Origin of the sequence: Pseudomonas sp. PA-1-6B (assembly GCF_021609545.1) — a bacterium.
GTDB lineage: Bacteria > Pseudomonadota > Gammaproteobacteria > Pseudomonadales > Pseudomonadaceae > Aquipseudomonas > Aquipseudomonas fluorescens_BV.
The window spans coordinates 12,919-26,765 of sequence record NZ_WJZM01000032.1 but is presented as its reverse complement, the minus strand read 5'-3'; the positions used below and the strand labels follow the sequence as shown (position 1 = coordinate 26,765).

Annotated in this window: 11 protein-coding genes and 1 pseudogene; 8 read left to right on the top strand and 4 right to left on the bottom strand. The window is 59.1% G+C overall.

From position 1 onward, the window contains the following. The first annotated feature begins 111 nt into the window (after positions 1-111). The 3 genes and pseudogenes from GIV35_RS16355 to GIV35_RS16345 all read left to right on the top strand — a co-directional run. Complete coding sequence (locus GIV35_RS16355; RefSeq protein WP_089041609.1) at positions 112-675, top strand: TetR/AcrR family transcriptional regulator; 564 nt, start codon at positions 112-114, stop codon at positions 673-675. Between the two features lie 54 nt (positions 676-729). Then, a complete protein-coding gene (locus GIV35_RS16350) occupies positions 730-1,209 on the top strand; it encodes a nuclear transport factor 2 family protein (RefSeq protein WP_060764364.1) in 480 nt (159 codons plus the stop codon). Positions 1,210-1,401: 192 nt separating this feature from the next. Beyond that, positions 1,402-1,565: pseudogene (locus GIV35_RS16345) on the top strand (DUF1348 family protein); the annotation flags it as partial. 172 nt (positions 1,566-1,737) lie between these two features. On the opposite strand, the gene GIV35_RS16340 reads toward GIV35_RS16345, so the two are convergent. Together GIV35_RS16340 and GIV35_RS16335 are read right to left on the bottom strand one after the other, a co-directional pair. After that, positions 1,738-2,895 (bottom strand): PQQ-dependent sugar dehydrogenase, encoded by a 1,158-nt coding sequence (locus tag GIV35_RS16340; protein ID WP_223023400.1) that lies wholly within the window; start codon positions 2,893-2,895, stop codon positions 1,738-1,740. A 12-nt stretch (positions 2,896-2,907) separates the two neighbouring features. Then, positions 2,908-3,216 (bottom strand): hypothetical protein, encoded by a 309-nt coding sequence (locus GIV35_RS16335; RefSeq protein WP_223023401.1) that lies wholly within the window; start codon positions 3,214-3,216, stop codon positions 2,908-2,910. Between the two features lie 185 nt (positions 3,217-3,401). On the opposite strand from GIV35_RS16335, the gene ku reads away from it, so the two are divergent. Both ku and ligD read left to right on the top strand, forming a co-directional pair. Next, positions 3,402-4,241 (top strand): non-homologous end joining protein Ku, encoded by an 840-nt coding sequence (gene ku, locus GIV35_RS16330; protein WP_034127353.1) that lies wholly within the window; start codon positions 3,402-3,404, stop codon positions 4,239-4,241. Positions 4,242-4,265: 24 nt separating this feature from the next. Then, a complete protein-coding gene (ligD, locus tag GIV35_RS16325) occupies positions 4,266-6,785 on the top strand; it encodes a DNA ligase D (protein ID WP_223023402.1) in 2,520 nt (839 codons plus the stop codon). Between the two features lie 18 nt (positions 6,786-6,803). Here ligD and lpxO read toward each other — a convergent pair whose 3' ends face one another. Both lpxO and GIV35_RS16315 read right to left on the bottom strand, forming a co-directional pair. Then, positions 6,804-7,703 carry a lipid A hydroxylase LpxO gene (gene lpxO, locus GIV35_RS16320; RefSeq protein ID WP_236264964.1) on the bottom strand — a complete coding sequence of 300 codons (900 nt, stop codon included), beginning with the start codon at positions 7,701-7,703 and terminating at the stop codon, positions 6,804-6,806. A 264-nt stretch (positions 7,704-7,967) separates the two neighbouring features. Then, a complete protein-coding gene (locus tag GIV35_RS16315) occupies positions 7,968-9,293 on the bottom strand; it encodes a Wzz/FepE/Etk N-terminal domain-containing protein (RefSeq protein WP_202691671.1) in 1,326 nt (441 codons plus the stop codon). Positions 9,294-9,633: 340 nt separating this feature from the next. Between GIV35_RS16315 and GIV35_RS16310 the strand changes: the two genes are divergently transcribed. The 3 genes from GIV35_RS16310 to GIV35_RS16300 all read left to right on the top strand — a co-directional run bounded on the left by GIV35_RS16310 (position 9,634) and on the right by GIV35_RS16300 (position 13,391). Beyond that, positions 9,634-10,020 carry a TIGR03067 domain-containing protein gene (locus GIV35_RS16310; RefSeq protein WP_198791634.1) on the top strand — a complete coding sequence of 129 codons (387 nt, stop codon included), beginning with the start codon at positions 9,634-9,636 and terminating at the stop codon, positions 10,018-10,020. A gap of 403 nt (positions 10,021-10,423) precedes the next feature. After that, positions 10,424-11,662: an MFS transporter gene (locus tag GIV35_RS16305; protein WP_198715213.1), complete on the top strand. Its 1,239-nt coding sequence runs from the start codon at positions 10,424-10,426 to the stop codon at positions 11,660-11,662. A 142-nt stretch (positions 11,663-11,804) separates the two neighbouring features. Further along, the gene (locus GIV35_RS16300) at positions 11,805-13,391 is read left to right on the top strand and encodes an ABC-F family ATPase (protein WP_003191057.1); all 1,587 of its coding nucleotides are present in this window, start codon (positions 11,805-11,807) and stop codon (positions 13,389-13,391) included. Positions 13,392-13,847 lie beyond the last annotated feature (456 nt).

The following is a 13,847-nucleotide window of genomic DNA, read 5'->3' as shown; positions in this document are numbered from 1 at the left end:
GGTCGAATCCGAAGAGGCCCAAAGCTTACACCATGAGGCTGCTCAGGTCTCGCAGTGGGCAATTCAAAAAACCAGTTGACCATGAAGAACGATCGTTCTACTGTGCGAAACATGAACGATATCACTCAGAATGAAACCCGCGACATCATCCTCGACGTCACCGAGAAATTGATCTATCGCCACGGCATTGCTGCCACCGGCATGGACTTACTGGTGAAAACCGCCGGTGTGTCGAGAAAGAGTATCTACCGCTACTTCGCCAACAAGGATGAGTTGGTGATTGCTGCCCTTCAACGCCGCGACGAGCGCTGGATGCAGTGGCTGCGCAGCGAAGTGGAACGCAGCGACGACAGCGGCCAGCGCCTGCTGGAGCTGTTCAGCGCGCTCAAGCGCTGGTTCGGCTCGGCGGACTTTCGCGGCTGCGCCTTTATCAACACCAGCGGTGAAACCGGCGACGCCCAGGACCCGGTGCGCCTGTTGGCCAAAGCCCATAAACGCAAACTGTTCGAGTACGCACTTGAACTGTGCCAAGCACATGGCACTCCCGACCCGGAGCAGCAGGCCGCGCAACTGCTGATCCTGATCGATGGTGCCATTACCGTCGCTCTGGTCATGGGTGATTCAACAGCTGCCGATAATGCGCAATGCATGGCGCGGACCTTACTGCAACTTTGAACTCACAGACCAGGCAACTTTCGACCCAACCTTAATTACTTTGAGGAGCCGCCCATGTCAGCCCAAGAAGAAGTCCGTCCACCCCTGCCGCCGTTTACCCGCGATTCGGCCATCGAAAAAGTCCGCCTGGCCGAAGACGGCTGGAACTCCCGCGACCCACAACGCGTGTCTCTGGCCTACACCCTGGATACGAACTGGCGTAACCGCGCCGAATTTGCCCATAACCGCGAAGAAGCCAAGCAGTTCCTGAGCCGCAAATGGGCCAAGGAGCTGGATTATCGACTGATCAAGGAGTTGTGGGCCTTCACCGATAACCGCATCGCCGTGCGCTACGCCTATGAATGGCACGATGATTCGGGTAACTGGTTTCGCTCGTACGGCAATGAGAACTGGGAGTTCGATGAGAACGGCTTGATGGCCAACCGCTTTGCCTGCATCAACGATATGCCAATCAAGGAAAGCGAACGCAAGTTCCATTGGCCGCTGGGGCGGCGCCCGGATGAGCATCCGGGCCTGTCAGAACTGGGGCTATAACCCCGATTTTGCAGACCGAATGAGATCCAATGTGGGAGCTGGCTCGCCTGCGAAAGCGGTCGTGCAGTAACAGATTCAGCGCCTGACACACCGCCTTCGCAGGCAAGCCAGCTCCCACACTTGGATCGCGGGGCATCAATTAGATCAGCGTCTGCTGTCAGCGCCCTCCCATACGTTTAGTCCTGATTCAGCCAGACCTACGGCAACGAAAACTGGGAATTCGACGAGAACGGCTTGATGGCCAACCACTTTGCCTGCATCAACGATATGCCGATCAAAGAGAGCGAGCGCAAATTCCATTGGCCGCTGGGCAGAGCCCGGATGAGCATCCGGGCCTGTCAGAACTGGGGCTATAACCCCGATTCTGCAGACCGAATGATATCCAATGTGGGAGCTGGCTTGCCTGCGAAAGCGGTGGTGCAGTAACAGATTCAGCGCCTGACACACCGCCTTCGCGGGCAAGCCAGCTCCCACACTTGGATCGCGGGGCATCAATTGGATCAACGTCTGCTAACAGCCCCCACATTTCTAGTCCTGATTCAGCCCAACCCGATACAACACGCCGTCATCCTCATCGGTCAGCACATACAGAAAGCCATCCGGCCCCTGCCGCACATCGCGAATTCGCGCTTTCAATTCGCCCAACAAGCGTTCTTCGTGGATCACCTTGTCCCCCTCGAACTGCAACCGAATCAGCTCTTGGCTGGCCAGCGCGCCGATAAACAGGTTGTGCTGCCATGCCTTGAATCGGTCGGCGTCGTAGAACGCCATGCCACTGATGCCCGGCGATTTCTCCCAGACATGATGGGGCGCCACTGTGCCCTCTGCCGTTTTGCCCTTGGCTTCGGGAATCGGCAGCAGGGAATAGTTGATGCCATGGGTTGCCAATGGCCAACCGTAGTTCTTGCCGCGCTCGATGATATTGACTTCGTCGCCGCCACGGGGCCCGTGTTCATGTTCCCAGATCGTGCCGCTCCAGGGGTTCAGGGCCAGCCCCTGGGGGTTACGCTGCCCGTAGGACCAGATCTCCGGACGCACGCCGGGTTGACCGACAAAGGGGTTGTCATCCGGCACGCGCCCATCCGGGTAGATGCGCACCACTTTACCTTGCAGCTTGTCCAGGTCCTGGGCTGTGGGGCGGTCGTTGTTCTCCCCCAGGGTCACGAACAGGTAGCCATCACGGTCGAAGGCCAGGCGAGAGCCGAAGTGGTTGCCAGTAGACAGCTTGGGCTCCTGGCGCAGTATCACCTTGAAGTCCTCCAAGCCGCTCAAGTCGGCCGCCAAACGCCCACGCCCTACGGCTGTGCCGGCCTTGCCACCCTCGCCGCCGCCTTCGGCGTACGACAGGTACACCAGGCGGTCTTGCTTGAAGTCTGGCGACAGCACCACATCCAGCAACCCACCCTGCCCTTTGGCCCATACCTGCGGCACGCCCTTCAAGGGCGCAGACAGTTTGCCGTCCGGGCTCACAAAACGCAGGTTTCCAGGCAGTTCGGTCACCAGGAAACCTTGCTGGTCCGGCAAGAACGCCAGTGCCCACGGATGGTCAAGGCCCTTGGCAACCGGCGTGGCGGTGATGCTGCCTTGCTCGCTGGGGAACTGTTGGCTATCGGCGGCATACGCCGCGCTCAACGGCAGTAACGCGCTGGCGCACAGGGCGGCTAGCAGGGTTTTACGTACAAACATAAGGCGAAATCCTTAGCGGCGATTGCCGTTGGCATCATAGGTGGGCGCTTTGGGTGCGGTGGCCGGGCGGCTGGGGGCCGCCTCCTGCTTGGGGTAGCGGTTGCCGATGCCGCCGTTTTCCAGCGTCGGCCGCGGGTTTTCCGGGACAGGCTGGATACTGCGAACCACCGGTGCATTGGGCTGTGTGCCCTGCATGCTATTGGGGTTGGCCCGGTGAATAGGGCCGTAGTCGCTACGCCCTGGCAGGTTTTGCGCCTGGGCCAATGGCGCAAGGGCCAGGCCCAGCGCCAATGCTGCAAGATGACGTACACAACGGTTCATGGCCAAACCTCTCTATGCCAAGTACTACGTGCTTTCGATAACACGCTACGCCGTGGGTTCGCGTTGTGACACTAAATAGTTTCTCATCAGGTGTAACACGATCTGTCCGAGCATCTATCCGCCGAAACTTTTGCCGTGCTCTGCGAGTCACCAGCACACAGGCTCTTCGTTGAGGAATAACACCTATGCCACGGGCAATCTGGAAAGGCGCCATCAGTTTCGGCTTGGTTCACATCCCGGTATCGCTGGTCTCGGCGACCTCTTCACAAGGCGTCGACTTCGACTGGCTGGACAAGCGCAGCATGGACCCGGTGGGCTATAAGCGCATCAACAAAACCACCGGCAAGGAAGTCACCAAGGACAATATCGTCAAGGGCGTGGCCTTTGAAAAAGGACGCTATGTGGTGCTCAGCGAAGACGAAATTCGCTCGGCCCACCCCAAGTCCACCCAGACCATCGAAATCATCGCCTTCGTCGCCAGCGACCAGATCCCCCTGCAAAACATCGACACGCCCTACTTTCTCGCCCCGGATAAACGCGGCGGCAAGGTCTATGCATTGCTGCGCGAAGCGCTGAAAAAAACCGGCAAGGTCGCCCTGGCCAATGTGGTGCTGCACACCAAGCAACACCTGGCTGCGTTGATGCCGCTGGAGTCGGCGCTGGTGCTGGTCATGCTGCGCTGGCCCGCCGAAGTGCGCAGCCTGGATGAGTTGGAATTGGGCAGCGATGTGACAAAGCCGACCCTGGCCAAAGGTGAATTGGACATGGCCAAGCGCCTGGTCGAAGACATGAGCGCCGATTGGCAGCCCGATGAGTACCGTGACAGCTTCCAGGACAAGATCAGGGCGCTGGTGGCGAAGAAGGCCAAGGCCGGCAAGATCGAAGATGTGGAAACGGCCGAAGGCGGCGAAGAGCGAAAGTCCGCGGATGTCATCGACCTGACCGAACTGCTCAAACGCAGCCTGGCTGGTAAACCTGCGGCGAAAAAGAGCGCCGCGAAAAAGTCCAATAACAAGGCCTCTTGAGCCTGCCGTTGACGGGAGAACGACATGGCAAAGCCCCTGAGCGAGTACAACCGCAAGCGCGATTTCAAGATCACCGCCGAACCCGCCGGCAGCTCACCCGCCAGCAAACGTAACGCTTCGGCCCTGAGCTTTGTGATTCAAAAGCATGATGCGCGCAACCTGCACTATGACTTTCGCCTGGAACTGGATGGCGTGCTGTTGAGCTGGGCGGTGCCCAAGGGCCCAAGCCTGGACCCGAGCCAGAAACGCCTGGCGGTGCATGTTGAAGACCACCCACTGAGCTATGGCAGTTTCGAGGGCAGTATCCCCACCGGCCAATACGGTGCGGGGGATGTAATCGTGTGGGACCGAGGCATCTGGCAACCCCACGATGACCCGCGCAAAGCCTACGCGGCGGGTAAACTCAAATTCACCCTGGTGGGTGAGAAACTCTCCGGTGACTGGGCGCTGGTACGTACCCGCCTCACGGGCAGCGGTGACAAGGAGCAGTGGCTGTTGATCAAGGAAAACGATCAGCAGGCGCGCCCGGCCTCTGAGTTCGATATTGTCGAGGCCGAGCCCGCCAGCGTGCTCAGCGATGCGGTCGTGGGCAAGCCAAAAGCCAAGGCCAAGGCCAGACCCAAGGCCGCGCCAAAAGCCAAAGCGCCCAAGCGCAACGCTGCCCTGCCTGACGAGTTTGCCCCCCAACTGGCAACCTTGGTCGACCGCGCCCCCGAAGGTGATTGGCGCTACGAAATCAAGTTCGACGGCTACCGCATCATGGCGCGCATTCGCGACGGTGAAGTGCGCCTGTTCACCCGCAACGGCCACGACTGGACCGAGCGCCTGCCGCGTCAGTGCAAAGCCTTGCAAGCCCTCAAGCTCAAAGACAGTTGGCTGGATGGCGAAGTGGTCAGCCTCAATGGCGACGGGCTGCCGGATTTCCAGGCGCTGCAAAACGCATTCGATATCGGCCGCAGCCTGGACATCGTCTATTACCTGTTCGATGCACCCTTTTTAAATGGCCGCGACCAGCGCGAAGAGCCGGTCGAAGAGCGTCGGGCTGCGCTTAAATCCGCACTGTCCGCCAGCCGAAGCAAACTGCTGCGCTTCTCCGAAGCCTTTGCCGCCAGCCAGCGCGATATTTTCGAGAGCGCCTGTGACCTGGCGCTCGAAGGCGTGATCGGCAAGCGCGCCGGCAGCCCCTACGTGTCGCGGCGCAGTGCCGACTGGATCAAGCTCAAATGCCGCCTGCGCCAGGAGTTCGTGATTGTCGGCTACACCCGACCCCAAGGTTCGCGCAGCGGCTTTGGGGCGCTGCTGTTGGCGGTCAACGATGACACCGGCCTGGTATATGCCGGGCGCGTGGGCACGGGCTTTGATCAGTCGGCGCTGAAAACTATCTATGCCAAGCTCACGCCGCTCGAGCGCAAGGACTCGCCACTGCAAAAGCCATTGACCAGTGCCCAGGCCCGCGGCGTGCATTGGGTTGAGCCGAGCCTGGTAGGCGAAGTGCAATTTGCCGAATGGACCCGTGAAGGCGTGGTGCGCCAAGCCGCGTTTGTGAGCCTGCGCACCGACAAGCCAGCCTCGCAGATCATTCATGAACAGCCGCGCGCGGCCAAGTCGGTCAAGGCACCGCAGGCATCGAAAGCCGGTAAAGCGCAGGCAACGGTGAAGAACGTGAAAATCACTCACCCCGAGCGCATTATCGACAAGCACAGCGGCACGCAAAAACAGCAATTGGCGCAGTTCTACGCCGATATCAGCGAATGGATCCTGCCCTTTCTGCGCGCACGTGCCGTGTCCCTGCTGCGCGCGCCGGAAGGGATCGAAGGTGAGCAGTTCTTCCAGAAACACTCAGAGCGCATGGCAATCCCCCACATCAAGCAATTGGACCCGGCGCTGGATCCAGGCCATGCCCGCCTGATGGAAATAGACAGCGTGGACGCACTGGTCGGTGCGGTGCAAATGGGTACGGTCGAGTTTCACACCTGGGGCGCGACCGCAGACAAGATTGAAACGCCCGACCTGTTTGTGCTCGATCTCGATCCGGACCCGGCCTTGCCCTGGAAAGCCATGCTGGAAGCGGCCCAACTGACTCTGTCGGTACTTGATGAGCTGGGCTTGCAGGCTTTCGTCAAAACCAGCGGCGGCAAGGGCCTGCACTTGATCGTGCCATTGGCCCGGCGCGATAACTGGGACACCATCAAGGCATTCGCCAAAGCCATTGCCCAATTCATGACCCGCCAACTGCCCGAACGCTTTACCGCCACCAGTGGCCCCAAGAACCGCGTAGGCAAGATATTTATCGATTACCTGCGCAACGCCCGCGGCGCCAGTACTGTGGCGGCGTATTCAGTGCGGGCCCGCCCGGGCCTGCCAGTGTCGGTGCCGGTGAGTCGAGAGGAGTTGAAAGGATTGCGCGGCGCCCAACAGTGGACAGTGGCGAACCTGCACCAGCGGTTGCAGGCTTTGAAGGACGACCCGTGGGCGGGGTATGCCAATCGGCAGAAGATCAGCAAAAAAATGTGGGACAAGTTGGGCGCGCAACCCCCTGGGTGATCCGCGCCCTGAGCCAGGTCAGATAAGAAGGAAGATCAGCGCCAGACCGGCAAAGATCGCCCACTTTTCCAGGTAGTAGCGCGTGCGGTTGCGCTTTTTGAGCTCCTTGCCACGCAGGCGAATCTTGTACAGCCGGGTGAAGGCACGGTTGAGGCCGCCGGTCTTGTCACCCTCATCGTTGGGCGAACCCGCGGCCGCCATCACATTGCGGCTGAACCAGCGGTTGAACGCAGCCGCCCAGCGGTACTTCATCGGCCGTTCGATATCACAGAACAGAATGATGCGGTTCTGTTGGGTGGTGTTTTCCGCGTAGTGAATGTAGGTCTCGTCGAACATCACCGGCTCGCCGTCGCGCCAGTAATAGCTTTCGCCGTCCACGTTGATGTAGCAGCCTGGATCGTTAGGCGTATCCAGCCCCAGGTGATAGCGGTACGAGCCCGCATACGGGTCGCGGTGACGCACCAGCTTGGAGCCCGGTGGCAGTTCGGCGAACATCGCGGCCTTGATCGAGCCGATGCTTTGCACCAACTCGGTGGTGCGTGGGCACAGCTTCATCGCCGAGGGGTGACTGTCGCCGTACCACTTGAGGTAGAAACGCTTCCAGCCGGTCTTGAAAAACGAGTTGAACCCTACGTCGTTGTATTGCTCCGAGCGTTTGATCTCACCCGTCCGCATCAGATTCTGGCCTTCTTCGCGTATCTCTTCCCAGTGCTCCTGCAATGGGCTCAGGTCTGGAAAGTCGCTGGGCGAGAGGTAGGGACGGCTGGGCTGCTTGGAGAACAGGTACAGGAAACAGTTGATCGGCGCCAGGAACGTCGAGTGATCGCTAAGTTGGCGACCCAGCTTGTGTCGCACCCGACCGCGCAGGTGTACATACGCAATGGAAGCAACGTAGAGAGCAACAATGATGAGTTTCAAGGGATTCGTCACACGTCAGGGAGAGAACAGGCTGCTCCTGCGGGCCCACAACGGCCGAGGATGGATAAGCAGCACCTGAAATCACAATTCACATACAGGTGACACGGCCGGCGGGATAACCGCCTGCGTGCGACCATTGGCAGTTATTTAGCCACACTTTGTAACCAAAGGTTAACTAAGAATTGTGAAAAGCTGTCTATTGAGTGTGCTGGGGGTAGGAGCAGGCAGGCCCTTGAGCCTGCCTGTTTGAGGGCGTTTGAAGGGTTACAGCGGCGAATCTTTACCCTCGCGGCGATCCCCTAATGCCGTATAGGGCACGGCCTGAGTGCGGTTGCGCACCAAGTAGCGGATCAGCGCAATCATCAGGCCCAGCAACAGGCCACCGACGAGGCTCAACGCGATAACCAGCGGCTTTTTCGGCTTTATCGGTGACAGAGGCTCCTGGGCTCGACGGTCAATCGTCACCAGCTTGAGGTTGCTCATATCGATATTCAAACCACGCAACCTGGCGACTTCAGCGCGAAGCGGCTCGACGTCCTGCAAGAAGATGTCTTCATTGCCCCGCTTGCGCAGCACCTCAACCTCGCGGTTGCTTTCCAGCAGTTGCAGGTCTTTGCCGATCTCGGCAATGCGCGGGTTGGTGAAATCGTCGCTGGTACGCTGCTGCAATGCAGTGCGTTCGGCTTCCAGCGCCTCGGTCCCCATGAAATACAGCGGGATCTTCTGGTTGTTCACCTCGGTCCGCATGACCTGGCTCGAACCCGTGCGTGTGGAGTCGGCCATTGAGGACGGCGTTGTTGGTGTGCGAATGCCCATGGACTTGGCAATGCTGATAGCCTCAGCCAACTCGGCGAGGCGGTTGGTGCGTTCCATCTTCATCTGCAGGCGCAGGGCGCTGAGTTCATCCTGCAGTTGGGCACGCTTGAGCCGGTCAGCTTCCAACAGCTTGGCGATTTTCGATTCTTTATCGGTATCGTAGTTGGCGCGGGCAGCGTCGATCTTGCCCTTGAGTTCGCTCAAGCGGTTATTGACGATCACCTTGAGGTCCGCGCCCACCTGCTGACGCTCGGCGGCGATGGCGTAATCCACAAAACCGTTGAGGATCGCGACACCATCGACGTCGGTCGGGTATTGCAACTCCAGACGGATATAACTGCTCAATGAATCGGATTTCTTGGGGTCGGGCAGAATCAGATTGACGGAATTGCGGTTGAACGCCTCAAAGCTCTGCTCAAGGGTTTGCCCCGGTTTCTTGAACGCTTTGAACAACTCCTCATGATCCTTGAAGAACCCCAGGCGCGCATCATAGGAATCCAACTGCGCGCCCACTTTGAGCAGCGCATCGGCAGGCGGCAACTTATACACTTCCGAACGGTTCAAGGCGTCCAGCTCGTTGATAGCCGCAGGCCGTAACACACTGCTGACCTCATAGGTCTTGGGTGCCAGGAAGGCATAACCTGCGCCTAATACCCCGGCCAGAAGCGTACACCCGACCACCAGCTTCTTTTGTCGCCAGATGGCGTGAAACAATTCGAACAAATCAATTTCGTCAGACGCTGCGGAAGGCGGGAGCGGGGAAGTTCGATTCAAAATAAGAACACCTTAAAATAATACTAAAAGGCCATCACTTTCATAAGTCTGTATGACTTCGAAAATCAGGGACAACGCCCTGAATACGGCTGATCGATGGCGATGTGACCACTCAGTCCCCTGAAATATCCCACAGACTTAGGGATTATTTCGGTTTCATTTCGGTGAGTAAGCCAAATCACACAGCCATATCAGACTGATCTGACTGCAAGCGTAGTCAATCCAACATGAAAAAGCTGTCAAATACCTGTCTTATAAAGAAAAAAATTTCGCCTTCATGTGGGACAGTGGCAGTCTCAATACAATTGAACATTTTTTTGAACAGCAATAAGGAGTTCGCATGTCACCGCTTTCAGCCTCGGACTTTCACGCACTGCAAGGCACATGGGAACAAACAGCCCTTGAAGACAGTGGCGTGCTCAACCCCGTGGATGCCCACAGCGCACCGGGAGCGATGACGACAATTGCGGGGGATCGCTTCGAAGTGACCACGGTCAGTGGCGAAATATTATTGGCGGGACGGTTCGTACTGGACGCCAGTACCACGCCCAAAAGCATCACCTGGACGGACGCCATCGGCGAAGATGCAGGCAAGCAACTCCCCGCCAGTTACCGGCTCGACGGCGATGATTTCGTGTTTATCGCAGCGGATGAGGGCATGCCCAGGCCCACTGTATTCAGCACCGGCCCTGGGCAAACCATGCGCACCTTTGTGCGGCGGTCTTGATCAAATGTGGGAGCTGGCTTGCCTGCGATAGCGGTGGGTCAGTCAACTGATCTGTCACTGATACACCGCTATCGCAGGCAAGCCAGCTCCCACATGTTGGAACGCGGGGCGTCAAAGAGAAAGGCGGTGGCTGGCAGGCCGTTAAGGGAGCAAGCTCCCTCGCCACAGGTGGACATATAAGACGTGGCTATCCGATTTGATCACGGCATTTTCACAAGGCCTTCACTTTTCGACCTATAAGGTCAGGCCTACCTACTCCAGTGAATCACTTGGCCCGCCCTCTCCTCGCGGGCTTTTTTTTGCGTGCTGAAACCCTCGCTCACCGCGAAACTTATCGCCCAGCCCACAGGTCATTATCCCAACGCGCGCTCAGCCCCTGAACGCCGCTCTTGAAGGTCGCACCGTGGCCCGTCATTCAGACCTGCGCATCGCTTTATCCCTGGACAGCCTGAACTTCTTTCTCGCCGATGTGCGCGACGGTCTCGGACCGTACCTGGCGATCTATCTGTTGGCCGTCCATCGATGGGAGCCGGCCAGCATTGGCGTGGTCATGACCCTGGCAGGCATCGCTGCCTTGCTGACCCAAGGCCCCGCGGGTGCGCTGATCGACCGCACTCGCAGCAAACGCGCGGTGGTTGCCATTGCCGCGCTATTGGTGACGGGCAGTTGCCTGATGCTGCCCTTCGTCAGTTCATTTGGCTGGGTGGCGCTGACCCAAGCTGCCAGCGCCGTTGCTGCCTCTGTCTTTGCTCCGGCAATTTCCGCCATTTCGCTGGGGATCACCGGGCCGCGTGCCTTCACCCGGCGTACCGGGCGCAACGAGACTTTCAACCATGCCGGCAATGCCGTGGCCGCGTTGCTGGCCGGCGGGCTGGCCTACCTGTTCGGGCCGGTGGTGGTGTTCTACCTGATGGCGTTTATGGCCGTCGCCAGTGTCATTGCGGTCAGTTGCGTGCCGGCCAAGGCGATTGACCATGAGGTCGCCCGTGGTTTTGATCCGGCCCATCACACCGACCACGAACAGCCCTCGGGCCTGAAAGCATTGCTGGCCAACCAACCGCTGCTACTGTTTGCCATCTGCTGCGCACTGTTTCACCTGGCCAATGCCGCGATGCTGCCGCTGGTCAGCCAGAAACTGGCGCAGATCAATCTGCAGATGGCCACCCCGCTGACGTCAGCCTGCATTGTCGCCGCACAGTTGGTGATGGTGCCGATGGCCTGGCTGGTCGGGCTCAAGGCCGATATCTGGGGGCGCAAGCCACTGTTGCTTGCAGGTTTCCTGATACTGCCGTTGCGTGGCGTGCTCTATACCTTATCCAGCGACCCCTACTGGCTGGTGGCCGTGCAGATGCTCGACGGTATCGGCGCCGGCATTTTCGGCGCCCTGTTCCCGGTGATCGTCAAGGACCTGACCCAAGGCACCGGGCGCTTCAACGTCAGCCTGGGCGCCCTCTCCACCGTATTCGGCCTGGGCGCGGCACTCAGCAACAGCCTGGCCGGTTTCGTGGTGCAGCAGGCTGGCTACAACGCGGCCTTCCTGACGTTGGCAGCGGTTGCAGCCGCTGCCTTGATGCTGTTGTGGCTGGCTATGCCTGAGACATTGGCAAAACCATCCTTCGCTCGCCATACAACTGTCGCCTGACATATGCGACAATGCGCGCCAAATTCCAACACACATCCCCAATTTTGTGTACAGCGACCGGGTTTCGCGCCTTGATGTCGCTGTTGACGCATGCCTGAAGGCACCTGCCGTCACGCTCGCAACCCATTGATAGGTAAAGTAATTGATCTCCACAGCTAACATCACCATGCAGTTCGGCGCCAAGCCGCTCTTCGAGAACGTCTCGGTCAAGTTCGGCGCCGGCAACCGCTATGGTCTGATCGGTGCCAACGGTTGCGGCAAGTCGACCTTCATGAAAATCCTCGGTGGCGACCTCGACCCGTCCGGCGGCCAGGTCATGCTGGAGCCGAATGTGCGCCTGGGTAAACTGCGCCAGGACCAGTTCGCCTACGAAGAATTCACCGTGCTCGACACCGTGATCATGGGCCACGAGGAGCTGTGGAAGGTCAAGGCCGAACGCGACCGCATCTACTCGCTGCCGGAAATGAGCGAAGAAGACGGCATGGCTGTGGCCGAGCTGGAAACCGAGTTCGCCGAGATGGACGGCTACACCGCCGAATCCCGCGCCGGCGAGCTGCTGCTGGGCCTGGGTATTCCCCTGGAACAGCATTTCGGCCCGATGAGCGAAGTCTCTCCAGGCTGGAAGCTGCGTGTATTGCTGGCACAGGCGCTGTTCTCCGACCCTGAAGTGCTGTTGCTCGACGAACCGACCAACCACCTGGACATCAACACCATCCGCTGGCTGGAAAACATCCTGACCCAGCGCTCCAGCCTGATGATCATCATCTCTCACGACCGTCACTTCCTGAACAGCGTGTGCACCCACATGGCTGACCTGGACTACGGCGAGCTGCGCCTGTTCCCGGGCAACTACGACGAATACATGACCGTGGCGACCCAGTCCCGCGAGCAGTTGCTGTCGGACAACGCCAAGAAGAAAGCGCAGATCTCCGAGCTGCAATCCTTCGTCAGCCGCTTCTCGGCCAACGCCTCGAAAGCCAAGCAGGCCACATCCCGTGCCAAGGCGATCGACAAGATCCAACTGGCTGAGGTCAAGCCTTCGAGCCGTGTGAGCCCGTTCATCCGTTTCGAGCAGAACAAAAAGCTGCATCGCCAGGCGGTCATGGTCGAAAAGATGGCCAAAGGTTTTGACGGCAAGCCGCTGTTCAAGGATTTCAGCTTCCAGGTTGAAGCCGGTGAGCGCGTGGCGATCATCGGCCCCAACGGTATCGGCAAGACTACCCTGCTGCGCACCCTGGTCAACGAACTGACCCCGGACGCCGGTAGCATCAAGTGGACCGACGCCGCCGAACTGGGCTACTACGCCCAGGACCACGCCCACGACTTCGAAGACGACGTGAGCCTGTTCGACTGGATGGGCCAGTGGACCCAAGGCGAGCAAATGATTCGTGGCACCCTAGGCCGCATGTTGTTCTCCAACGACGAAATCCAGAAGTCGGTCAAAGTGATCTCCGGTGGTGAACAAGGTCGCATGCTGTTCGGCAAGCTGATCCTGCAAAAGCCCAACGTGCTGATCATGGACGAACCGACCAACCACTTGGACATGGAATCCATCGAGGCGCTGAACCTGGCGCTGGAGAACTACCCGGGCACGCTGATCTTCGTCAGCCACGACCGCGAGTTCGTATCGTCCCTGGCCACCCGCATCATCGAGTTGAGCCCAAGCGGCGTGATCGACTTCAGCGGCACCTATGACGACTACCTGCGTAGCCAGGGTGTGGTGTTTTAAGAGCAGCACTTAGCTGCAAGCTGCAAGAAAAAGCCCTGTCCCTGTGACGGGGCTTTTTGCATCCGCACTCTGCCAGGCGTTGATCCTGTGGGCGATGCATGACCCGTATGGGAGCTGGCTTGCCTGCGAAAGCGGTGGTTCAGCTAAAGACCCAGTGACTGACACACCGCCTTCGCGGGCAAGCCCGCTCCCACAGGGGATTTGTGCCAGGCGTTGATCCTGTGGGCGATGCATGACCCGTGTGGGAGCTGGCTTGCCTGCGATAGCGGTGGTTCAGTTAAAGATTCAGTGACTGACACACCGCTATCGCGGGCAAGCCCGCTCCCACAGAGGATTTGTGCCGGGCAGTGACTCTGTGGGCGATGAATGACCCGTGTGGGAGCTGGCTTGCCTGCGATAGCGGTGGTTCAGTTAAAGATTCAGTGACTGACACACTGCCTTCGCGGGCAAGCCCGC

What these genes read in the sequence shown, in the direction of transcription:
- GIV35_RS16355 (WP_089041609.1), top strand. Translation starts at nt 112, where the DNA reads ATGAACGATATCACTCAGAATGAAACCCGCGACATCATCCTCGACGTC.
- GIV35_RS16350 (WP_060764364.1), top strand. Translation starts at nt 730, where the DNA reads ATGTCAGCCCAAGAAGAAGTCCGTCCACCCCTGCCGCCGTTTACCCGC.
- GIV35_RS16340 (WP_223023400.1), bottom strand. Translation starts at nt 2,895, where the DNA reads ATGTTTGTACGTAAAACCCTGCTAGCCGCCCTGTGCGCCAGCGCGTTA.
- GIV35_RS16335 (WP_223023401.1), bottom strand. Translation starts at nt 3,216, where the DNA reads ATGAACCGTTGTGTACGTCATCTTGCAGCATTGGCGCTGGGCCTGGCC.
- ku (WP_034127353.1), top strand. Translation starts at nt 3,402, where the DNA reads ATGCCACGGGCAATCTGGAAAGGCGCCATCAGTTTCGGCTTGGTTCAC.
- ligD (WP_223023402.1), top strand. Translation starts at nt 4,266, where the DNA reads ATGGCAAAGCCCCTGAGCGAGTACAACCGCAAGCGCGATTTCAAGATC.
- GIV35_RS16310 (WP_198791634.1), top strand. Translation starts at nt 9,634, where the DNA reads ATGTCACCGCTTTCAGCCTCGGACTTTCACGCACTGCAAGGCACATGG.